General features: G+C 54.1%; 21 protein-coding genes. 5 read left to right on the plus strand and 16 right to left on the minus strand.

Annotation, left to right across the window (positions count from 1 at the left end):
• Positions 1 to 19: 19 nt before the first annotated feature.
• A complete protein-coding gene (gene rluC, locus HV352_RS14510) occupies positions 20 to 973 on the minus strand; it encodes a 23S rRNA pseudouridine(955/2504/2580) synthase RluC (protein WP_049259723.1) in 954 nt (317 codons plus the stop codon).
• Positions 974 to 1,671: 698 nt separating this feature from the next.
• Here rluC and rne point away from each other — a divergent pair.
• Positions 1,672 to 4,902 carry a ribonuclease E gene (gene rne / locus HV352_RS14515; RefSeq protein ID WP_181634833.1) on the plus strand — a complete coding sequence of 1,077 codons (3,231 nt, stop codon included), beginning with the start codon at positions 1,672 to 1,674 and terminating at the stop codon, positions 4,900 to 4,902.
• Between the two features lie 242 nt (positions 4,903 to 5,144).
• Here rne and flgL read toward each other — a convergent pair whose 3' ends face one another.
• From flgL to flgB, 11 genes are all read right to left on the minus strand, one after another.
• Positions 5,145 to 6,098, minus strand: a complete 954-nt coding sequence (flgL, locus tag HV352_RS14520) for a flagellar hook-associated protein FlgL (protein WP_094761485.1) — start codon at positions 6,096 to 6,098, stop codon at positions 5,145 to 5,147.
• Positions 6,099 to 6,112: 14 nt separating this feature from the next.
• The gene (flgK, locus tag HV352_RS14525) at positions 6,113 to 7,771 is read right to left on the minus strand and encodes a flagellar hook-associated protein FlgK (RefSeq protein ID WP_046274758.1); all 1,659 of its coding nucleotides are present in this window, start codon (positions 7,769 to 7,771) and stop codon (positions 6,113 to 6,115) included.
• Between the two features lie 64 nt (positions 7,772 to 7,835).
• Positions 7,836 to 8,786 carry a flagellar assembly peptidoglycan hydrolase FlgJ gene (flgJ, locus tag HV352_RS14530; RefSeq protein ID WP_016152632.1) on the minus strand — a complete coding sequence of 317 codons (951 nt, stop codon included), beginning with the start codon at positions 8,784 to 8,786 and terminating at the stop codon, positions 7,836 to 7,838.
• A complete protein-coding gene (locus tag HV352_RS14535; protein WP_019076467.1) occupies positions 8,786 to 9,862 on the minus strand; it encodes a flagellar basal body P-ring protein FlgI in 1,077 nt (358 codons plus the stop codon). The genes flgJ and HV352_RS14535 overlap by 1 nt, the downstream gene beginning before the upstream one ends.
• Positions 9,863 to 9,895: 33 nt before the next feature.
• Positions 9,896 to 10,594 (minus strand): flagellar basal body L-ring protein FlgH, encoded by a 699-nt coding sequence (gene flgH, locus HV352_RS14540; protein ID WP_016152630.1) that lies wholly within the window; start codon positions 10,592 to 10,594, stop codon positions 9,896 to 9,898.
• A 57-nt stretch (positions 10,595 to 10,651) separates the two neighbouring features.
• Positions 10,652 to 11,434 (minus strand): flagellar basal-body rod protein FlgG, encoded by a 783-nt coding sequence (gene flgG / locus HV352_RS14545; protein ID WP_003036202.1) that lies wholly within the window; start codon positions 11,432 to 11,434, stop codon positions 10,652 to 10,654.
• Between the two features lie 13 nt (positions 11,435 to 11,447).
• On the minus strand, positions 11,448 to 12,203 hold the full coding sequence (locus HV352_RS14550; protein ID WP_016156188.1) for a flagellar basal body rod protein FlgF: 756 nt from the start codon (positions 12,201 to 12,203) through the stop codon (positions 11,448 to 11,450).
• Between the two features lie 20 nt (positions 12,204 to 12,223).
• Complete coding sequence (gene flgE, locus HV352_RS14555; protein WP_016152628.1) at positions 12,224 to 13,477, minus strand: flagellar hook protein FlgE; 1,254 nt, start codon at positions 13,475 to 13,477, stop codon at positions 12,224 to 12,226.
• 26 nt (positions 13,478 to 13,503) lie between these two features.
• Positions 13,504 to 14,202, minus strand: coding sequence for a flagellar hook assembly protein FlgD (gene flgD / locus HV352_RS14560; RefSeq protein WP_016152627.1), 699 nt, complete (start codon positions 14,200 to 14,202; stop codon positions 13,504 to 13,506).
• Positions 14,203 to 14,214: 12 nt separating this feature from the next.
• On the minus strand, positions 14,215 to 14,619 hold the full coding sequence (gene flgC / locus HV352_RS14565; protein WP_006685091.1) for a flagellar basal body rod protein FlgC: 405 nt from the start codon (positions 14,617 to 14,619) through the stop codon (positions 14,215 to 14,217).
• A 3-nt stretch (positions 14,620 to 14,622) separates the two neighbouring features.
• Entirely contained in the window at positions 14,623 to 15,039 is a 417-nt protein-coding gene (gene flgB, locus HV352_RS14570; protein WP_016152626.1) for a flagellar basal body rod protein FlgB, read from the minus strand.
• A gap of 157 nt (positions 15,040 to 15,196) precedes the next feature.
• Here flgB and flgA point away from each other — a divergent pair, with 157 nt between their 5' ends.
• From flgA to flgN, 3 genes are all read left to right on the plus strand, one after another.
• On the plus strand, positions 15,197 to 15,856 hold the full coding sequence (gene flgA / locus HV352_RS14575; RefSeq protein ID WP_016156187.1) for a flagellar basal body P-ring formation chaperone FlgA: 660 nt from the start codon (positions 15,197 to 15,199) through the stop codon (positions 15,854 to 15,856).
• A gap of 93 nt (positions 15,857 to 15,949) precedes the next feature.
• Entirely contained in the window at positions 15,950 to 16,243 is a 294-nt protein-coding gene (gene flgM / locus HV352_RS14580; protein ID WP_016152624.1) for a flagellar biosynthesis anti-sigma factor FlgM, read from the plus strand.
• Positions 16,244 to 16,246: 3 nt separating this feature from the next.
• The gene (flgN, locus tag HV352_RS14585) at positions 16,247 to 16,669 is read left to right on the plus strand and encodes a flagella biosynthesis chaperone FlgN (RefSeq protein ID WP_016152623.1); all 423 of its coding nucleotides are present in this window, start codon (positions 16,247 to 16,249) and stop codon (positions 16,667 to 16,669) included.
• Positions 16,670 to 16,754: 85 nt separating this feature from the next.
• On the opposite strand, the gene murJ is transcribed toward flgN, so the two are convergent.
• From murJ to rimJ, 4 genes are all read right to left on the minus strand, one after another.
• Positions 16,755 to 18,290, minus strand: coding sequence for a murein biosynthesis integral membrane protein MurJ (murJ, locus tag HV352_RS14590; RefSeq protein WP_016152622.1), 1,536 nt, complete (start codon positions 18,288 to 18,290; stop codon positions 16,755 to 16,757).
• Positions 18,291 to 18,513: 223 nt separating this feature from the next.
• Entirely contained in the window at positions 18,514 to 19,437 is a 924-nt protein-coding gene (locus HV352_RS14595; protein ID WP_047415318.1) for a Gfo/Idh/MocA family oxidoreductase, read from the minus strand.
• Between the two features lies 1 nt (position 19,438).
• Positions 19,439 to 20,086, minus strand: coding sequence for a YceH family protein (locus tag HV352_RS14600; protein ID WP_049040969.1), 648 nt, complete (start codon positions 20,084 to 20,086; stop codon positions 19,439 to 19,441).
• Between the two features lie 34 nt (positions 20,087 to 20,120).
• Positions 20,121 to 20,705 carry a ribosomal protein S5-alanine N-acetyltransferase gene (gene rimJ / locus HV352_RS14605; RefSeq protein ID WP_006685101.1) on the minus strand — a complete coding sequence of 195 codons (585 nt, stop codon included), beginning with the start codon at positions 20,703 to 20,705 and terminating at the stop codon, positions 20,121 to 20,123.
• Between the two features lie 259 nt (positions 20,706 to 20,964).
• Here rimJ and mdtH point away from each other — a divergent pair, with 259 nt between their 5' ends.
• Complete coding sequence (gene mdtH, locus HV352_RS14610) at positions 20,965 to 22,173, plus strand: multidrug efflux MFS transporter MdtH (protein ID WP_016156184.1); 1,209 nt, start codon at positions 20,965 to 20,967, stop codon at positions 22,171 to 22,173.
• Positions 22,174 to 22,215: the final 42 nt, after the last annotated feature.

Consider the following 22,215-nt stretch of genomic DNA (forward strand, 5'->3'; position numbering starts at 1 on the left):
GCGATAAAATCAATGCGCATCAGCCTTTACTGCGTAACACCTCGAGGCAGCGCTTCAACTGCTTATCCATTGGCGCTTCAATACGCATTACTTCACCCGTCCCAGGATGAGTAAATTTCAACGCAGCGGCGTGCAAAAAGAGCCTGCTCAGCCCGGTATCCGCCAGTTGCTTATCGAACTCACGATCGCCATAGCGGTCGTCAAAGGCAATCGGATGTCCGGCATATTGTGTATGCACGCGAATCTGGTGCGTTCGTCCAGTCACGGGACTGCAGCGCACAAGCGTAGCGAACGCATAACGCTCTTCCACTTTAAAGCGTGTTTCCGATGGTTTGCCTTCCTGATTCACCCGCACAATGCGCTCGCCGCTTTGCAGAATGTTCTTTAACAGCGGGGCCTGCACGGTTTTGACATGGGACTGCCACTGGCCGCGTACCAACGCGAGGTAGTCTTTCTGCATGCCTTTTTCACGCAGTTGTTCATGCAACGAACGCAAGGCAGATCGTTTTTTGGCCACCAGCAGCACGCCGGAGGTATCCCGGTCAAGGCGATGCACCAGCTCAAGGAAACGCGCTTCCGGGCGCAGCGCACGTAAGCCTTCAATGACGCCAAAGCTTAAGCCGCTTCCACCATGCACGGCCGTACCTGAAGGCTTGTTAAGCACCAGAATGTGGTCATCTTCATATAAAATGACATCGGTCAGCGCCGCGACCTTCTGCAAATTCGGTGAAATGGCCTCTTCTTCACGTTCAGCGACACGTACAGGTGGAATACGCACAATGTCCCCGTCTTCGAGTTTGTACTCGGGTTTAATGCGTTTTTTGTTCACCCGCACTTCGCCTTTACGCAAAATGCGATAAATCATACTTTTCGGCACGCCCTTGAGCTGGGTGCGCAAAAAGTTGTCGATGCGTTGCCCTGCTTCGTCGGCAGTAATGGCAACTGTTTTTACGGCTGGAGTCTCTGTTTTCATGGGGGCCGATTTTAAATAGCCATCAAGATTCGCGCCACACATTTTTCTATGCTTATATTAACTGCTATACCTTATTACTTAAGTTTGACATAGCCGATTTGGTGGTTATTAAAGCAATCACTACGCGGAAGTGAAAAAACTGTGAGTAACCGGGTGATAAATGGCAAAAGTCATCTTGCTATAACAAGGTTAGCAGTGGAATAATGAGGTTGTTTCCGTGTTGAATCTTGTTAAAACAAGAACTTTTCCGGAATGACCCAATTTTGCCCGACCGATCATCAACGCAGCAATGGCGTAAGACGTATTGATCTTTCAGGCAGTTAGCGGGCTGCGGGTTGCAGTCCTTACCGGTAAGTGCTCTATAGATTTCGCGTTGTAGGAAGGCGGCAAGTCTGGGAACCCCAGGTGCTTACTCCTGTAAGTGGTTGGGGTAAGAAGATGAAGCCAACGCACCCACAGCGTGAAAGACGATAAGCACAATGGAAGCTTCTCTGGAGAGTAACACCCAGACTGTTCCCCTGATAATTGCGCTGTGTTTCCGTATGAAATACAGGCAACCGACACTCTGCGCCTCTTTGAGCTGACGATAACCGTGAGGTTGGCGACGCGAATAGACACGAGGCCATCGGTTCACACCCGGAAAGGCATTACTCTGCCCGCAGCTTAGTCGTCAATGTAAGAATAATGAGTAAGTTACGATGAAAAGAATGTTAATTAACGCGACTCAGCAGGAAGAGTTGCGTGTCGCCCTTGTAGATGGGCAGCGTCTGTACGATCTGGATATCGAAAGTCCTGGACACGAACAGAAAAAAGCCAACATCTATAAAGGCAAAATTACCCGTATTGAACCGAGTCTGGAAGCTGCTTTTGTTGATTACGGCGCTGAACGTCACGGTTTCCTCCCGTTAAAAGAAATTGCCCGCGAATACTTCCCCGCTAGCTACAACTCCCATGGTCGTCCCAACATTAAAGACGTGTTGCGCGAAGGTCAGGAAGTCATTGTTCAGATCGATAAAGAAGAACGCGGCAATAAAGGTGCTGCGCTGACCACCTTTATCAGCCTGGCAGGTAGTTATCTGGTTCTGATGCCGAACAACCCGCGCGCGGGCGGCATCTCCCGTCGCATTGAAGGCGACGACCGTACCGAATTAAAAGAAGCGCTGGCAAGCCTGGAACTGCCTGATGGCATGGGGCTTATCGTGCGTACCGCAGGTGTCGGCAAATCTGCCGAAGCGCTGCAGTGGGACCTGAGTTTCCGCCTGAAGCACTGGGAAGCGATTCAAAAAGCCGCTGACAGCCGCCCTGCTCCGTTCCTGATCCATCAGGAAAGCAACGTTATCGTTCGCGCATTCCGTGACTATTTACGTCAGGACATCGGCGAAATCCTCATCGACAACCCGAAAGTTATGGAGATGGCGCGTCAGCACATCGCCGCGCTGGGTCGTCCGGATTTCAGCAGCAAAATCAAACTGTACACCGGTGAAATCCCGCTGTTCAGCCACTATCAAATCGAATCTCAAATTGAGTCCGCGTTCCAGCGCGAAGTGCGTCTGCCGTCCGGCGGCTCAATCGTTATCGACAGCACAGAAGCGCTGACCGCCATCGATATCAACTCCGCACGCGCGACCCGCGGCGGCGACATCGAAGAAACTGCGTTCAACACCAACCTTGAAGCAGCCGATGAAATTGCTCGTCAGTTGCGTCTGCGCGACCTCGGCGGCCTGATCGTAATCGACTTCATTGATATGACGCCGGTTCGTCACCAGCGTGCGGTTGAAAACCGTCTGCGTGAAGCCGTGCGTCAGGACAGAGCGCGTATTCAGATCAGCCATATTTCTCGCTTCGGCCTGCTGGAGATGTCCCGCCAGCGTCTGAGCCCGTCGCTGGGTGAATCCAGCCATCACGTATGCCCACGCTGCTCCGGCACGGGTACCGTACGTGATAACGAATCACTGTCGCTGTCTATTCTGCGTCTGATCGAAGAAGAAGCGCTGAAAGAAAATACGCAGGAAGTTCACGCTATTGTTCCTGTGCCGATCGCATCCTACCTGCTCAACGAAAAACGTACCGCGGTAAATGCCATCGAGACGCGTCAGAATGGCGTGCGCTGTGTGATTGTGCCAAACGATCAGATGGAAACTCCGCATTACTCCGTGCTGCGCGTACGCAAAGGGGAAGAAACACCAACCCTGAGCTACCTGCTGCCGAAACTGCATGAAGAAGCGATGGCATTGCCGACGGAAGAAGAGTTCGTCGAGCGTAAACAGCCAGAGCAGCCGGCATTGGCCACCTTTGCTATGCCAGAGGTGCCGCCAGCCCCTGCTTTGCAGGAACCTACTGCGAAGGCCGCCGCGCCTAAAGCCGCAGCAGCGACCGCGGCCGTCGCCGCGCAGCCAGGTTTGATTAGCCGTTTCTTCGGCGCACTGAAGTCCATCTTCAGCGGTAGCGAAGAAGTGAAACCGGTTGAACAACCTGCGCCGAAAGCTGAAGAGAAAACCGATCGCCAGCAGGATCGTCGTAAACCGCGTCAGAACAATCGTCGCGACCGTAACGATCGTCGTGATAATCGCGACAACCGTGGCGAGCGTGATAACCGTAACGAGCGTTCAGAAAGCGGTGAAAACCGTGAAGATAACCGCCGTAACCGCCGTCAGTCGCAGCAGCAAAATGCGGAAGCACGCGATAACCGCCAGCAGTCTACTGACGTCGCCGACAAAGCGAAATCCGGTGATGACCAGCAGGCTCCGCGTCGCGAGCGCAACCGCCGTCGCAACGATGATAAGCGTCAGGCGCAGCAGGAAGTTAAAGAGCTGAACCTGGCAGAACAACCTGCGCAGGATACCGAGCAGGAAGAGCGCGTTCGTCAGCCTCAGACTCGCCGTAAACAGCGTCAGCTGACTCAGAAAGTTCGTTACACAGACAGCCCGGCTGTTGAAGCCGAAGTCGCGACTGCCGAGGTGGTCACTGAAACGGCTGTCGCTCAACCAACTGAACAGTCCGTACCGGCACAGCGTACAGAACTGGCGAAAGTTGATCTGCCTGCCGTCGTTGCGACTGAGCAGGAAGACAACAGCGAAGCGCGTGACTCTAATGGTATGCCGCGTCGTTCCCGTCGCTCACCTCGCCATCTGCGCGTCAGTGGACAACGCCGTCGTCGCTATCGTGACGAGCGTTACCCGGTTCAGTCGCCGATGCCGTTAATGGTTGCCTGCGCATCTCCAGAATTAGCGTCCGGTAAAGTCTGGATCCGCTACCCTGTTGCTCGTCCTCAGGATCAGCAGGTTGCAGAGCAGCGCGAGCAGGAAACGCCAGTCGCCGTAGAGCCTCAGGTTGCTGCAGCTGCCGTTGAGCATATTGTGAACGCCCCTGCGTCGGTTGAAACCGTACAGCCAGAGGTGGTCATTGCTGAACCTCAGGCTACCGTCGTTGAAACCACGCATCCGGAAGTCATCGCTACTCCGGTCGAGGAACAACCGCAAATTATCGCTGAATCTGACGCGCCTGTTGCTGAGGATACCGCGGCGAAAGCCGAACCTGTCGCTGAAATTGTGGCTGCGCCGGTTGTCGAAGAATCTGCGGAGGTTGTTATTTCTCAGCCTGAAGTGGCTGAAGAGATTGCCGAGGTTGTGGAAACAGCGCCAGTGGCTGAAGAAGTTGCCGCGCCGCAAGAGGTTGTTGCCGCACCTGTCGTCGAAGACACAGTCGCTAAGGCTGAAGTTGTCGCAACCCGCATTGACGCAGAACATCTTCACAGCCACGCGGCCGCCCCGATGACCCGTGCTCCGGCACCAGAGTATGTGCCTGAAGCGCCGCGTCATAGTGACTGGCAACGCCCGGAATTCGCCTTTGAAGGTAAAGGTGCCGCAGGTGGACACAGCGCCACGCACCAGGCGACTGCGCCAGCAACGCGCCCGCAGCCCATTGAGTAAGTCATAATCAACATCAAAGCCGACCTTCGGGTCGGCTTTTTTTTATCTCTGCTCTACGCACTGGCAAACTGAGAAGGCGTGGTTACGCTGGCAATCTTTAGCGGTGCGATTGCGTGGGAAATAAGATTAACGGGGAATCTGTCGCTGAGAAAATAACAGTGGCCTAAAAAAATGCCCGCTCCGGGGTGTTAAAGGAGCGGGCAGACAAACATATCCAGTTTCATGATATGTTCAAAAAGGTGTTACCGGTTCAGTTGAAATAGCGACATTCCCTGCATATCGGTAAACGTTTTGTACGATGCCTGCAGTGCGGCCTGCTGCATCACGTAGGACGAAATCGCTGCGTTCCAGTCAACATCCACCAGATTGCTCATCTGCTGAGTCTGGCCCAATGCGCGATCGGCGCCCAGTGAATCCAGTGAACTTAACTCGCTGAGCTGAGTCCCTAATTCTGCACGAACAGAAAGCACGTTATTCAATGAATTTTTCAGGCCACGACTGGTTTTATCAATGGCTGCAGCGGCGGTAGCTTTTGCCGCGTCATTGCCCTCAATAGGGGTTTTGAGCGCATCAATAGCGGTATCCAGCATTTTGAACAGGTTCTTTTCCTGAGTACCGCCGCCTGGTTCCGGTACGGCATTACTGGTCAGATTAACAAATACTTTATCGCCAGTATGACCAATAACCATGGTACGGGAGGCATCGACCTGCTGGGTCACATTTGTTGTACCGCCACTGTAAGCGCCATCTGCCTGAGCAAATGGTGCAGATTCTGTTTTATATCCGCCAAAAATATAGCGTCCATTACCGTCGGTGCTGTTCGCCAGGTTCATCAGTTGATCGCGGATCCCCTGCAGGTCGGTGGCCAGCGATGCACGGTCGTCATCGCTTAACGTGCCATTCGCAGCATAGACAATTTTTTCCTGCGCGGTCTGAATTGCCGTCGTTACCTGACTCAGTACGTTCTCTTCCAGCGATACTTTTTGCGTCGCAAATGAACGCGCCAGCGTATATTGGCTGTTCTGCGCCTGTGCTTGAGAAAGCACCACGGCCTGCGAGGCGGCGATCGGATCGTCAGATGGGTTAATCACACGTTTGCCCGTTGACATCTGCTCGCCGAACTTCATCCATTCAGCCTGAGAGTTAGTGATGCCACGCATATTCTGCTGGTACATCATCTGGGTGCTGATACGCATTGTGTCCCTCTCCCTTAGCGAATATTAATCAGTGCATCAAACAGCGCATTTGCGGTTTGCAGCACTTGCGCATTAGCCAGGTAATACTGTTGATAGCGCTGTAAGTTACCGTATTCTTCGTCGAGGTTGACGCCGGAAATAGACTGCTGCTGCTTATAAAGCTGCGTTACCACGTTGTTCTGGGTAATGGCGCTGGTTTTCAGCGTCGCGGTTTTGTTCCCGACATCGCTTACCAGCGTGGCATAAGCATCGTTGAAGGTCTTATTACCCACGGTAGCTTTGGTCTGCAGATCCAGCAGTTTCTGACCGTTACGGTTATCGCTTTTTCCCTTATCAATATCCGGGTCCGGATCATTTTTTGAGACCTGGGCCATGGCGATTTTCGACTCATCGGTCACCATGACTTTCATATCAACAACGGCGTTACTGACAGGTTTCACTGTGAAGCTGTCATTTGCTTTTGCGCCAGCATTTACGGTGATTTCCATCCCGTCAAAGGACATCTTCCCACCGGTAACGGTAGCTTTGAAGCTGGTATTATCCGCCAGGCGAGTTACCTGCCAGTCCGTCCCGTCATAAACGATTTTATAATCGGTCGCCTGTACAGCAGAGCTGTCGGTAATCTTCGCGCTTAACGATCCTGTTCCTGTATTTTTAGCGTTGTTGAATACTGCCGGGCTACCGATAGCAAAGAAATCCTTACCCTGATCGCCGTTCGCGTCAAAACCCTCTTTATGCTGGGTGTTAAACGCATCGGCAAACGCCAACGCCAGTTGGCCCAGCGTATTACGCGTCTGGTCAAGCTCTTGAGAACGGAAGGTCAACAGCCCGCCCAGTGAACCGGTATTCAACAGTTTTTCGGGAATTTCAACCTCGCCGGCAACCCCGTCGACGTAGGCCACTGTGGTTCGATTGGGATCGTCACTGGAGGGCACAGCCGCCAGCTGGCGTGCATTGCTGCCCTGCACCAGTGAATAGCCGTTCGCCATGGTTATGTTGTAAGTCCCGCCGTCCTGAACGCTGACTTCAACACCGACAATCTGGTTCAGTTCACTGACCAGTTGGTCGCGCTGGTCGAGTAAATCGTTAGGCGATGCGCCCGCGCCGACGCCGGTCAGACGGGAAATCTGATCGTTGAGGCTGGCAATCTGTTTTGAATAGTTGTTGATCTGGTCAACGCTGGCCTTGATCGCAGTATTAACCTGCTTGTCTTGATCGCGCAGATACTGGTCAGTTGTTCTGAACTGGTTGACTAAACCATCAGCTTTACCGATCAGCGCCTGGCGCGCCGCCGGGTCTTCCGCGTTACTGACAAGCGTTTGCAGGCTGGTAAAAAAGTCCTGCATTGAGGTCGAAATGGAACTGGTTTTGCTGGAGAGCAGATTGTCGATTTTCGACATTTGTTCATAGCGCGTTGTCAGGCCGCTGCTTTGGTTCTGCGCGGCACGTAACTGATTCGTGATAAAGGAGTCATACTCGCGCTGTACGCCAGAAACATAGACGCCATTGCCAACCCAGCCCCCCGCACCCAGCGTGCTGTTCGCTTGCGCCATAATTGTCGTTTGACGGGTGTATCCGGCAACGTTATAGCTGGAGATGTTATTACTGGCAGAATTCAACGCGGCCTGCGCTGCGGCGAGTCCACTCATCGCGTTATTAATCAAGCTGGACATGGAGGTTCCTTGTAATCCTTCAATACTCGTTATTATCGGCAGCAGGTTGGTAGACTTGAGCTATTTAAAAGAGATTATCGATATTCGTACTGTAGGTTTTGCTCACTTTTTCGCTCATCGATTTCAACTGCTGGATCATGCTGGTTAATTTACGCGCATAGTTAGGGTCGGTCGCGTAACCAGCATTCTGCAAAGCCTGTGCCCCCTGCTCGGCGGTAGCAGCGGCGGTTACCGCCGCATAGCGCGGGTTACGCGATATCAGACCGACATAATCCGACAGTGCCTCAAGGTAAGAGCTATAGACGCGGAATCGGGCTTTCACCTTTTTCGCCTCGCCGTTTTCATATTCGGTGGTGGTGATTTCGGTGGTTGGGCCTTTCCAGCTTCCCGAAGCCTTCACGCCAAAAATGTTAAAGCTCGGTTCACCGTTCTCACGGCGGATTTGTCGCTGGCCCCATCCGGACTCCAGCGCCGCCTGCGCCAGAATCAGATGATGCGGAACCCCGCTTTGCTGACTTGCCAGCTTAGCCGGCAGCGATAGCTGGGCGAGGAAGTCTTTGCTGTCACCTGACAGCGGCTCATCATTGCTTTCCGTCGCGCGGGGAATGGCTTTACGGACCAGTTGCGTCAGCGCCTGGTTTTGATAGCTGGTCACCGTTTCCAGAGAGAACTTCATTGGCACCTGCGGCGCATCGTCTGCGGGTTGCGCCTGCCCTTCAGTCATCTGCTTAACCATCATTTCAGCCAGTCCCAGACCTTTACCTGCGGTCATCTGCTGCGCAATTTGTTGGTCATACATGCTGGTATACAAACGTGTTGAATCACTGCTAAAAACGCCATCTTTCGGCAGCGCTTCACGCATGCTTTTCAGCATCATTTGTACGAACATCCCTTCAACCTGACGGGCAACCGGGCGGATATTCGCCGCCGGGTCCTGACCCGCTTTCGCTTTCAGTTCGTTCAGTGATTGCGCATCCCAGGCGGCACTGGTCAGCAGTTTGCTGTCACCAATCATTAGATGATTTCCAGTTTGGCGCGTAAGCATCCCGCACTCTGCATCGATTGCAGAATGGACATCAGATCCATCGGCGTTGCCCCTAGCGCATTAAGCGCACGCACAACATTGTTCAGGTTGGCGCTGGAACGCACGCTTTGCAGCGAACCGCCGCTCTGGCGCAGATCGATCTGGGTTTGAGGTGTCACCACGGTCTGTCCACCGCCAAACGGTGTATCCGGCTGGCTGACGTTCGCCTGGCGGTTTACTGTTATCGACAAGTTGCCTTGCGCGACGGCACAGCTATCTAGTGTGACTTCACGGTTCATAACGACGGATCCAGTGCGCGAGTTGATAATCACTTTCGCATCCTGCGGCGTGACGTTCACCTCCATATTCTGGATGTCAGCAAGGAAACGCACCTGCGAACTGTTGCCGCTTGGCACGCGTACCTGAATCGTCCGGGCGTCCAGCGCAGTAGCGCTACCAAAGCCGCGCGAACGGTTAATGGTGTCGGTTATCTGCTGCGCCATAGTGAAATCTTCATTATTGAGCTGCAGATTAATGGTGTTACCGCCGCCGAACTGGCTGGGTAATTCACGTTCGATGGTCGCGCCGTTGGTAATACGTCCGCCATTGAGCTGGTTTACCTGCACGCTGCTGCCACCCGCAGCCGCGCCTGCACCGCCTACCAGAATATTCCCCTGCGCCAGCGCATATACCTGGCTATCGACCCCTTTCAGCGGGGTCATCAGCAACGTTCCGCCGCGCAGGCTTTTGGCGTTCCCCATGGAAGAGACCACCACGTCAATGGTTTGCCCCTGACGACCAAAGGCCGGGAATTGCGCGGTCACCATCACCGCCGCCACGTTTTTCAGTTGCATATTGGTGCCGGTTGGCACGGTAATTCCCAACTGCGAAAGCATGTTGTTGAGCGTTTGCGTAGTAAACGGCGTCTGGGTGGTCTGGTCACCCGTGCCATCCAAACCGACCACCAGCCCATAACCGATCAACGAGTTTTCCCGCACGCCCTGAACGCTGGTCAGGTCGCGAATACGGTCGGCATGCGCAAAGGTGGTTATCAGCACCAGTACCATTCCAACTAAAGATTTAAACACTGGCTACCTCGCTTACATCGGCGACAAGTTAAGGAAGAAACGCTGCAACCAGCCCATATTCTGCGCTTCATTGATGTAGCCGTTGCCGACATACTCAATACGTGCGTCCGCAACCTGAGTTGACGGTACGGAGTTGCTGCCACTGATGGTGCGCGGGTTAACGACCCCGGAGAAGCGAATGAATTCAGTGCCTTGATTAATGGCGATCTGTTTTTCACCCACAACATGTAAGTTACCATTCACCAGTACCTGGTCGACCGTTACGGTCAGCGTACCGCTGAAGGTATTGCTGGCGTTCGCGCCGCCTTTACCGTTAAAGGTGTTACCGCCTGAAGCTTCTACGTCAGCACGCTCGTTGCCAAACAGTCCTTGCAAATAACGCGGTACGGTATCAAAACCAAAGTTGGTTTTGCCGTCGCGGCTGGCATTAGCCGAAGAACTTTTGCTCGCGCTGACGTTTTCCTGCAATACGATGGTCAACGTATCGCCAATATTGCGCGGACGGCGGTCTTCGAATAGCGGCTGATAACCGTAGTTAATCGGTTGGGCCGACTGGAAGATTGATCCATTCGCCACCGGCGTCGGGCCAGGAACAGGCTGGGCAGACGTTGCGCCCTGCACGAGGGGCGTGGCCGGGATCCAGGCGCATCCTGTCAGTGAAACCACCAACAGGGCTAAAATTGGGTATGGGTGAAGCGCGTATTTTCGCATTGCGGTCATCTTCAAAATCAGTGTGCCGGTGAGGCTTTCATCCCACCGGGCCACACTTTAGAGTTGCGTCAGTTTTTGCAGCATCTGATCGGTGGTCGATACCGCTTTACTGTTGATTTCGTAAGCGCGCTGAACCTGGATCATGTTTACCAGCTCTTCCGCCACGTTGACGTTAGAGGTTTCAACATAACCCTGGTACAGCAGACCCGCGCCGTTCAGCCCCGGAGTGCTCTCATTCGGCGCACCGGATGACTGCGTTTCGGTGTACAGATTCTCACCAATGCTTTCCAGACCGGTATCGTTCATAAAAGTAGTCAGGTTAAGCTGCCCAACCTGAACCGGTGCTGCCTGGCCCTGCTGGGTTACGCTGACGATACCGTCGCGTCCAATGGTGATACTGAGCGAGTTAGCCGGGATGGTGATAGCCGGCTGAACCTGAAAACCACCCGCAGTCACCAGTTGACCGTTCTGATCCACCTGGAAAGAACCGTCACGGGTGTAGGCGGACGTGCCATCAGGCAGCATGACCTGGAAAAAGCCCTGCCCTTTAATCGCCACATCTTTACTGTTGTTGGTCTGCGACAGGTTCCCCTGGCTGTGTAAACGCTCGGTCGCGACCGGGCGCACACCGGTACCAATCTGCAAACCAGACGGCAGTGTGGTTTGTTCAGAAGACTGTGCGCCAGGCTGGCGAATCGTCTGGTACAACAGATCTTCAAACACGGCACGTTGACGCTTAAATCCGTTGGTGCTGACGTTTGCCAGGTTGTTGGCAATCACATCCATGTTGGTTTGCTGCGCATCCAGGCCGGTTTTGGCGATCCATAATGAACTGATCATAAAATGTCCTGTATTAACTCATCGACAGCAGTTGGTTGGCGCGACCCGCGTTATCATCCACGCTACTGATAATCTTCATTTGCATTTCGAAACGACGGGCGTTGGCAATCATGTCACTCATCGCGGCTACCGGCTTAACGTTACTGCCTTCCAGCACACCCGACATAACGCGAATGCTGGGGTCGGCCTGTAACGTAGCGCCACGGGTAGCCTGCGCGGCCTGAGTCAGACGGAACATACCGTCATCGCCACGTTGCACTTCACTCCCCGTGGCCTTCACCAGTTTCAGTCGCCCAACTGGCGCAACGGTGTTAGCCGGATCGCCAGGGTTGAGCGCCGAGATCGTGCCGTCTGCCGCAATGGTGACTTCTGAACCTTCCGGTACGGCTATTGGTCCGGCTTCGCCAATCACCGGGTGTCCCTGAATGGTCAGCTCCCCCGTAGGGCTTACCTGAATGGCGCCATTTCGGGTATATCCTTCGCTACCGTCCGCGGTCTGCACAGCCAACCAGCCATCCTGTTGCAGCGCCACGTCCAGCGGACGTGAGGTATAGTCCATCTGACCCGGCGTCATATCGGCCCCCGGCGTGGAGGCCACCACCAGCGTACGCGTCGGTAAAGACAATCCTTCAACGGGAACCGCGCGCAGCGCATTGAGTTGCGCACGAAAACCCGGCGTTGAGGCGTTTGCCAGGTTGCTGGCCGTCACCGCTTGTTGATTCAGCGTCTGACTGGCCGCGCCCATGGCGGTATAAATTGCGTGATCCATTAAGCCATCCCGTCAGGCGCTTAGCGCAGGTTGACCAGCGTGTTGAGGATCTGGTCCTGGGTTTTGATGGTCTGCGCGTTCGACTGATAGTTACGCTGGGCGACGATCATATTCACCAGTTCTTTACTCAAATCCACGTTTGATGCTTCCAGCGCGCCGTTGGTCAGCTTGCCGAAGTTACCCTCGCCTGCGGTACCCAGCAGCGCCACGCCGGAAGACTGAGTAGCTGCCCAGACGTTGTCACCCTGAGAAGCCAGACCTTCGTTGTTGGCAAAGTTTGCCAGCACGATCTGCCCCAGAACCTGTTGCTGTTCGTTGGAGTAGTTACCGACCACAGTACCGTCATTGTTAATCTGGTAGCTCACCAGGTCGCCCGGCTTATAGCCATTCTGATTCGTGGCAACGATGTTGTTGGCGCCAGTGTTCTGCTGCATGGAATTGAGGAAGCTCAGAGAGAAATTTGCCGCATCAGCACCGTTAATCTGCCCGGTTGTGATGTTGATTTCCTTTGGCCAGACGGTAGGAGGCGTTGGTACCGCCTCGGCGGCTGTGGCGCTAATCCCTAAGAACACACCATTTTCATTAAAGCGCATAAACCCTGCTGATTTTGCAGCGGCTCCGGTTGAAGCATCCTGTGTGTGAACTTCCCAGGTGTTGCTCTGCGCATTTTTGACATAAAAAATATTCATGTCATGGGCGTTACCCTGGCTATCGAAAACGGTAACGGTGCCTTTTTTGTTGTAGGAATCCGCATCGCTTGGATTAAACGGGGTCTTCGTTGGCACCTTGTCAGTGGAGTTCAGGTTGATCTGCATTGACGCAGTCGTGGTGGTTTTAGCCGCCATCAGCGTATTCGGGATAGTGATCGGCGCCGGGTTAGCACCTTGCTGTATCGTTGGCGGTGTACCGGTAGCCGGATAGCCCGTCAACTGTAGCCCCTGCATGTTGACGATATTGCGGTTTTCATCGAGCTTGAACTGACCGTTACGGCTGTAGAAAACGGAACCGTTGCTGTCTACCATGCGGAAAAAACCGTTCTGGCTGATAGCGACATCCAGCCCGCGACCGGTGTTGGTCGTGGTACCGTCGGTAAAGTCCTGGGTAATGCCCGCAACTTTAACGCCCAGACCCACTTTAGAACCGGCGAACATATCGGCAAACGAGGCCGTACCGGATTTAAAACCGTAGGTGGCGGAGTTGGCGATGTTGTTACCAATGACATCGAGGTTGGTCGCTGCAGCGTTCAGACCGCTGACCGCTTGTGAAAAGGCCATGACTTACTCCTGATAAGTGTGAAGGCTTAAATGATCTGCCGTACTTCGTCGAGGGTGGTGGTTCCATAGGTGCCCAGATCCAGCGTATTACCGCCGTTACTGCGAATAACGCCCTGCACCAGCGCAAACTGAAGCGGCTGAGCCACCAGTTGTGTTCCGCCATTACTGGCAGCAATTGACACGTTGTAAGAACCGCTTGGCGCATCCGTGCCATCGGTCATGGTGCCGTCCCAGGTAAAGGTATGAACGCCCGCTTTCAACCCACCAATATCAATGGTGCGTACCACCTTGCCGTCTTTATCGGTAATGGTTGCGGTAACCTTATCTGCCGGTTGCTGCAGTTCAACGCCAAACGGCGTAGTGGTGGTTTTTGCGCCCTCTTCCGTACCTTTACCGGTCAGGATGGTGGTACCTGGGATCATGACACCGTGGCCAATCAGCGTACTGGCCTGCAGCGACTGACTGTTGTCGATCTGCCCGGAGATCGATCCCAGCGTGGTGTTCAGTTTCTCAATTCCGCTCACGGTACTGATTTGCGCCAACTGGGTGGTCAGTTCGTTGTTTTGCAGCGGGTTGGTTGGATCCTGGTTTTTCAGCTGTGCAACCAGCAGCGTAAGGAAGCTGCTTTGCAGGTCCGCGGCGTTGCTGCCCGTCAGTGAACTCTTCCCTGTTGCGTCATTCACACCCGTCGTGCTCGGGTCATTCATTTTTACAGCAATAGACATGTGCGCCTCCTTTTACTGGCCTAGCGTCAGCGTTTTGAGCATCAAGCTTTTCACCGTATTGAGCACTTCGACGTTTGCCTGGTAGCTACGCGAGGCTGACATGGTGTTGACCATTTCGCCGACGACGTCCACATTCGGCATTTTTACGTAACCATTCGCATCGGCCAGCGGATTACCGGGTTCATAAACCAGCTTATCCGGTGCCTGGCTTTCAATGACGTCAGCGACTTTTACGCCACCGGTTGCCGCGCCTGGCGCGGCATCAACCTGAAAAACAACCTGCTTCGCGCGATAGGGCTGACCGTCAGGTCCGGTGACGCTATCCGCATTCGCCATGTTGCTGGCCGCCACGTTCAGGCGCTTAGACTGAGCCGTCAGCGCAGAGCCTGCGATATCAAAAATATTTAACAGCGCCACGAATTAGTTCCCTCCTTGCAGCACGTTCATCATGCCTTTGATTTGTCCACCCAACGCGGTCAGCCCCATTTGATACTTGAGGCTGTTGTCTGCAAATTGCGTACGCTCCCGGTCCATATCTACCGTGTTGCCATCGAGAGACGGCTGATCAGGAATGCGGTAGAGCAGTTCCGTAGAAGGAGCGGAAACGGTCTGGGCCGGAATGTGTTGTGCAGAGGTCAGCGTCAACGAGACACCGCCGGTTTCTTCCCGTCCTCGCACCATGACTTTTTTTAATTCACTGGCGAAATCCAGGTCGCGCGCCTGATACCCCGGCGTGTCGGCATTGGCTATGTTGGCCGCCAATACTTCCTGGCGTTGGGCGCGCAAATTCAGCGCTTCCTGTTGAAAACGTAAGGCGGCGTCGAGCTTATCGAGCATATCTCCTCCGCAAATGACAAAATTCAGCCGACAGCTTAAATCCCATTACGCGCGCGTTATCGCCGGAATAAACGCAAAATGCGTCGCTATTTGTTGCGTTGATGACTGCGTCACACAGGTAGAATCCTGTCACTACCTGAAAAAGCGCGAGGTTTTGATGCAAACGTTTAAACGTGGAGTCGTCGTGGCAGCACTGCTGTTCAGTCCTATGACGCTGGCGCAAGACCTGAATTCACAGCTGACGGCATGGTTTTCCCAGCGACTGGCCGGATTTAGCGATGAGGTCGTCGTTACTATCCGAACGTCGCCAAACTTATTGCCGAGCTGCGAACAACCAGCATTAAGCGTGTCCGGGAGTGCAAAATTGTGGGGTAATGTGAACGTGCTGGCGCGCTGCGCCAACGAGAAACGTTATCTGCAGGTAAACGTACAGGCCACGGGAAACTACGTTGTTGCCGCCGCGCCCGTAGCTCGGGGCAGCGCCCTGACTTCGGCCAGCGTAACGCTAAAACGAGGTCGACTGGACCAACTCCCTCCGCGCGCCGTGCTGGATATGAATCAGGTGCAGGATGCCGTAAGCCTGCGCGATCTGGTGCCTGGTCAGCCGATACAGCTTTCCATGTTGCGCCAGGCATGGCGAATCAAGGCCGGTCAGCGCGTCCTGGTTATCGCCAACGGAGATGGCTTTCGGGTGAATGCCGAAGGTAAAGCGCTGAACAATGCCGCCGTCGCCCAGAATGCCCGAGTACGGATGATTTCAGGCCAGGTGGTGAGCGGTGTCGTCGATTCTGATGGGAATATTCTTATTAACCTATAATAGGTTAAAGATTTTTTAGCGTGTGCCGATAGATAAACAACCAATGATTACAGCGGGCCGCTATAGCGTAACCCCTCGATGAGGATAAACAAAATGAGCATTGATCGTACCTCACCATTGAAGCCAGTAAGTACCGTTCAGCCACGTGAAACCAGCGATGCGCCGGTACAAAAAACGCGGAAGGAAAAAACCACCGCCACCACCAGCACCAGCGTCATGCTGAGCGACGCCCAGGCCAAACTGATGCAGCCCGGCACCAATGACATCAATATGGAACGCGTGGAAGCACTCAAAACCGCAATCCGTAATGGCGAGCTGAAAATGGACACCGGAAAAATTGCCGACTCGCTGATCCGCGAGGCGCAGAGCTACTTACAGAGTAAATAAAGTATGACTCGTTTGTCAGAAATACTTGACCAGATGACGACCGTCCTCAATGACCTGAAAACGGTAATGGATGCTGAACAGCAGCAGCTTTCCGCAGGATATATTAACGGCAGCCAGCTACAGCGTATTACAGAAGAAAAAAGCTCTTTGCTGGCAACCCTTGATTATCTGGAGCAGCAGCGCCGTCTGGAGCATGACGCCACGCGCAGCGCCAATGATGAAATTGCCGAGCGTTGGCAGACCATTACCCGGAAAACACAGGACCTACGCGAACTCAACCAGCACAACGGTTGGCTGCTGGAAGGGCAGATCGAGCGCAATCAACAAGCGATTCAAGTGCTGAAACCGCACCAGGAACCGGCGCTGTATGGCGCAAACGGTCAAACCTCTGCTGCGCACCGCGGCGGGAAAAAATTCTCTATCTGATGCTAGCCTGATAACGTTTTGCTTATCAGGCCTACGCGTTTTGTAGGCCGGATACGGCGTCATGCCGCCATCCGGCATTAATCGGTTACGCCGTCCGGCGCACAAACTCTTTCACTTTAAAGCCCAGCACCGCGAGCGCAGCGAAGTAAGCAGCAATACCTGCCACCACAACGGCCATCAGACGCAGCAGACGCCATAACATCGTTCCCTGCGACCAGTCCGGCATGATGTAGAGCATCCCAACCAGCGCCGCCGACATCACCAGCACAGAAATCACCAGTCGCGCCAGGAACCAGGCCCAACCCGGTTGTGGGGTAAAAATTTTCTGTTTACGCAGTTGCCAGTACAGCAGTGAAGCGTTCAGACACGCCGCCAGACCAATCGACAGCGACAGCCCGGCATGTTTCAGCGGCCCAATAAACGCCAGGTTCATTACCTGGGTCATAATCAGCGTGACAATGGCAATCTTGACTGGCGTTTTAATATCCTGGCGCGAATAAAAACCAGGGGCCAACACTTTCACCACGATCAAGCCAATCAAACCTACCGAATATGCCACCAGCGCGCGCTGCGTCATCGCTGCGTCAAAGGCGGTAAATTTACCGTACTGGAACAGAGAAACCGTCAGCGGTTTGGCCAGAATCCCCAAAGCCACGGCGCTCGGTAATGCCAACAGAAAACACAAACGCAGGCCCCAGTCCATCAGACGGCAATACTCATCATGATTACCGCTGGAAAAACTTTTGGACAGCGAGGGCAGCAGGATAGTCCCCAACGCGACGCCAAGTACGCCAGACGGAAACTCCATCAGACGGTCAGCATAATACATCCATGACACTGAGCCAGAGGCCAGAAATGAAGCGAAAATCGTATTGATGATCAGTGAAATCTGGCTGACAGATACCCCAAGGATCGCCGGGCCCATTTGCTTGACGACGCGCATCGCCCCCGCATCACGGAAGTTCACGCGCGGCAGCACCAGCATGCCAATTTTCTTCAGGTGCGGAAGCTGATAAATCAGCTGTAGCACACCGCCAACGGTAACGGCCCACGCCAGCGCCAGCACCGGAGGGTGAAAATAAGGCGCAGCAAACAGCGCGAAACCGATCATGCTGATATTCAGAAAGGTCGGCGCAAACGCCGGAATGGAAAAGCGATTCCAGGTATTCAGGATCGCACCCACCAGCGAAGCCAGCGAGATCAGCAGAATATACGGAAAGGTGATCCGTAGCAGTTGAGTGGTCAGCGCAAATTTGTCCGCGGTGTCGGCAAACCCAGGCGCGGTGACTAAAATCACCCACGGGGCAGCCAGCATCCCAGCGACCGTCACGACGGCCAGCGCCAGAGTCAACAGCCCGGAAACGTAAGAGACAAAGACGCGGGTCGCATCCTCACCCTGCTTACTTTTATATTCGGCAAGAATAGGCACAAACGCCTGCGAAAAAGCGCCCTCAGCAAAGATTCGGCGCAGCAGGTTAGGAAGTTTGAACGCCACAAAAAAGGCATCAGTCGCCATCCCTGCGCCAAAAATTCTGGCGACAATCGCATCACGCGCAAAACCCAGCACACGTGAAAACATCGTCATCGAGCTGACGGCTGCCAGCGACTTTAATAAATTCATCTATGTTGTATTCCAGACTCTGAGGCAAAACCCCGACAAACCTGCCCGTAGGTCGGATAAGGCATGATCGCCGCCATCCGGCACTTTTGCTGTGCCTGATGGCGACGCCGTAGCGTCTTATCAGGCCGATAAACCAGCCTATGGTTGAAAAGAGGTGTTATTTTTGAGTTGGCATATAGTACCTGGATTACAATGAATTACTACCGCCAGATGTTACAGGGGGTTATTCAGCCATTGCCTCCCGCCACAGCTTTTCGACAACGCGCTGGGCCAGGAGCGCCTGCTCACCTGCCGTCTGGGGAACCGTCTGATTTTGCACGCACTCAATGAAATGACGTGCGCATCCGGCAAAACCACGCTGCTCCAGGGTAGTTTGCCAGCCTGCTACCGGCTTGTGCACCACACCTTGCCCGCGCTCTTCCCGCCATTCCCGCATATCCGTAACGTCAATCAGGCCACCATCCGTCACCGCCTGCACGCTCTCGCGCTGGCTACCGGCGCGGCGATGCATACTGGTCGTTACCTGCATTTGCCCGGCAGAAAAATGGTGCTCCGCATAGAGCATCGCGCCGGAGTCATTGGTTAACAGCGTACCGTTATTTAACTGCGCTTTCTCTCCCGCCAGCCACAATGCGGTATCGACAACGTGCAGATAGTCGTCCAGCAAAGTGAAGCGCAGATCGTGCGGCCCGACGCTGTCCGTCCGGTGCTTATCCATGCGTACGGACGCCGCATTGCCCAACTGGGATTTGAGATCCTGATACAGCGGCGCAAATCGACGGTTAAACCCCACCATCAGCGTCAGCTTTTTCCGCTCGGCCAGCTCCACCAATTGTTCAGCCTCGCGCAGGTTTTCCGCCAGCGGTTTATCCACGCACACGTGAACCCCGGCATTCAGCAGTTCGCTGACCACCGCATAGTGCGTTGCGGTACTGGAATGGACGAAAACCGCATCGCAGGTTTGCGCCAGATTAACCAGTGAATCAACGTAGGGTATCCGCCAGGTATCACAGATACGCTGCGCTTTTTCCCGCGAAGGTGAAAATGCCCCTTCCAGCGTCCAGTCTGCACTAGCGCCCAGCACGGGCAGCCAGGCCTTTTGCGCAATCCCGCCGAGCCCGACAACGCCGATACGTAATTTATTCACATCAGTCTCCCAGGTGCGCCAGCAAGGAATCAAGCCGTTGCTTAAGCTCCGCGACGTCTGTTTCCAGCGCTTCAACGCGCGCCTGTAGATCGCCCGAAGCTGCCGGAAGTTCATCTACCGTTGTCATCGCTTCATCAACGTCACCGCAAAACAGGTGCATATAACGGCTTTCACGTTTGCCCGGCTCACGCGCCAGGCGAACGACATAAGGACCATCTTCCCGGGTTGCCAGTTTCTCCAGTGTCGACTCTACTTCGGCCATGTCGCTGAATTCGTACATCCGGGAAGCGCGGCTACGTAGCTCACCTGGTGTTTGAGCGCCGCGCAGCAACAGCGTGGTAATGAGCGCGACTTCCCCCGCGCTGAGCTTAAGATTACCAAACTCAGAGTTGCAGAAACGCTGCTCATATTTCGTGACGCGATTACCAAAGCCACTCACCGTACGCAGGAAATGCCGTTTCACCAGGTTATCAAGCTGATCCTGCACGTCGGATTCCGACAGGTTCATCACGGGTTCACGATTCGTTTTTTGATTGCAGGCGGTTACGACTCCGTTAACGGAGAGCGGATACTGTTCAGGCGTAGTCACTTGTTTTTCTAATAAACAGCCAATCACCCGTGCTTCAGTGGCGGTTAATTCGTATTTCATCGTCTTCTCCATTAATCATGGCTGCATCTGAAACTTAGCGGCCGGGGGTCCATTCTGATGTGGTCAACGCCGTCAGCACGTGATCGCGCCACTGCCCGTCAATCAGCAGGTAGTCTTTGGCATACCCTTCTTTTTCAAAACCCAGTCGCGCCAGCAGGTCACCGCTGCGTTTATTATGTGGCATGTAGTTAGCCATAATGCGGTGAATATGCTGCGTGCGCTGCATATAGCGGATGGCCGAGGTTAAGGCTTCATACATCAGCCCCTGCCCCTGCCACTTCTGCGCAATGGAGTAACCGAGATAACAGGCGTGGAAAGATCCCCGCACGACGTTCGAGAAGTTCGCGACGCCAATAATCTCTTTTTCTTCCGGATCGAGCAGCGCAAAGTAATAAGCGGTGCCCTGTTTATGAAACTCAGAGATCATGCTCAGACGCGCCTGCCAGCCTGACGGATAACAGTGGCTTTCATCGCGAATAGGCTCCCAGGGTTTTAAGAAATGACGATTTTCTGCGTAATAATCTGCCAGACGCCAGGCATCACGCTCATGCACTAAACGCACGACCAGGCGGTCCGTGGTTAAGCGCACTTTTGGCACGTTACTGCGATAGCCAAACATTCTATACCTACTCCTTCCCGTAACGTCTTCAATACGCTATTCGCATTACTATACCTGCGCAAATACGCCCTGTGAAAAGAGCAAAATGCCATTTTTTGAATTATTCACACATTTTGATGAAAACTCTCTATCAAGACGGACTTTTGATAAAAAAATATTGTCCCGCGAAGGGTGGGAAAAGCGATGACGACACCGCAGAATAGGAGGTGCTTATCTTTTAAACTCTATCCAGAGTGACGAGTTTTTCCCTGGAGGGGAAATGTCGCAAGTCTCGCAGGCAAGGAACCTGGGTAAATACTTCCTTCTTATCGATAACATGCTGGTCGTGCTGGGTTTCTTCGTCGTTTTCCCGCTGATCTCAATTCGTTTCGTCGATCAAATGGGCTGGGCTGCCGTGATGGTCGGTATCGCGCTTGGATTACGTCAATTTATCCAGCAAGGTTTAGGTATCTTCGGCGGTGCTATTGCTGACCGTTTCGGGGCAAAACCGATGATCGTCACCGGCATGCTGATGCGCGCTGCCGGATTCGCCACCATGGGCATTGCCCATGAACCGTGGCTGCTATGGTTTTCCTGCTTTCTTTCCGGGCTGGGCGGCACGTTGTTCGACCCTCCCCGCTCGGCGCTGGTGGTCAAACTGATCCGTCCGGAAAAGCGCGGGCGTTTTTTCTCTATTCTGATGATGCAGGATAGCGCCGGGGCCGTGGTTGGCGCGTTGCTCGGCAGTTGGTTATTGCAATACGATTTCCGTCTGGTGTGTGCCACTGGCGCAATTTTGTTCGTTCTGTGCGCGGCGTTTAACGCCTGGCTACTTCCGGCATGGAAGCTGTCGACGGTGAAAATTCCGGTGCGCGAAGGAATGAGCCATGTGATGCATGACAAGCGGTTTGTCACTTATGTGCTGACGCTGGCGGGCTATTACATGCTGGCGGTGCAAGTGATGCTGATGCTGCCAATAATGGTAAACGACATCGCTGGCTCACCGGCCGCTGTGAAATGGATGTATGCCATCGAGGCGTGCCTCTCTTTAACGTTGCTCTACCCGATTGCCCGCTGGAGTGAAAAACGCTTTCGCCTTGAGCATCGCCTGATGGCCGGTCTGCTGGTGATGTCTTTAAGCATGATGCCCATCGGCCTGGTCGGGAATTTGCAGCAGTTGTTCACCCTGATTTGCACGTTCTATATTGGCTCAATCATCGCCGAACCGGCGCGTGAAACCCTGAGCGCCTCGCTGGCGAATGCACGTGCCCGGGGAAGCTATATGGGTTTCAGTCGACTGGGACTCGCCATCGGCGGCGCCATTGGTTATATCGGCGGCGGCTGGCTGTTTGACATGGGTAAAGCCCTGGCACAACCGGAGCTGCCCTGGATGATGCTCGGTATTATCGGCTTCATCACTTTCCTGGCGCTGGGCTGGCAATTCAGTCTCAAACGCCCAACGCGTGGTATGCTGGAGCCTGACGCCTGATAGCCAATCTGGTTTACGCGCATTTTTCAGTTTTTTCTGCTG

It is taken from the genome of Citrobacter sp. RHBSTW-01044 (genome assembly GCF_013781945.1).
In the GTDB taxonomy this organism is placed as follows: Bacteria; Pseudomonadota; Gammaproteobacteria; order Enterobacterales; family Enterobacteriaceae; genus Citrobacter; species Citrobacter braakii.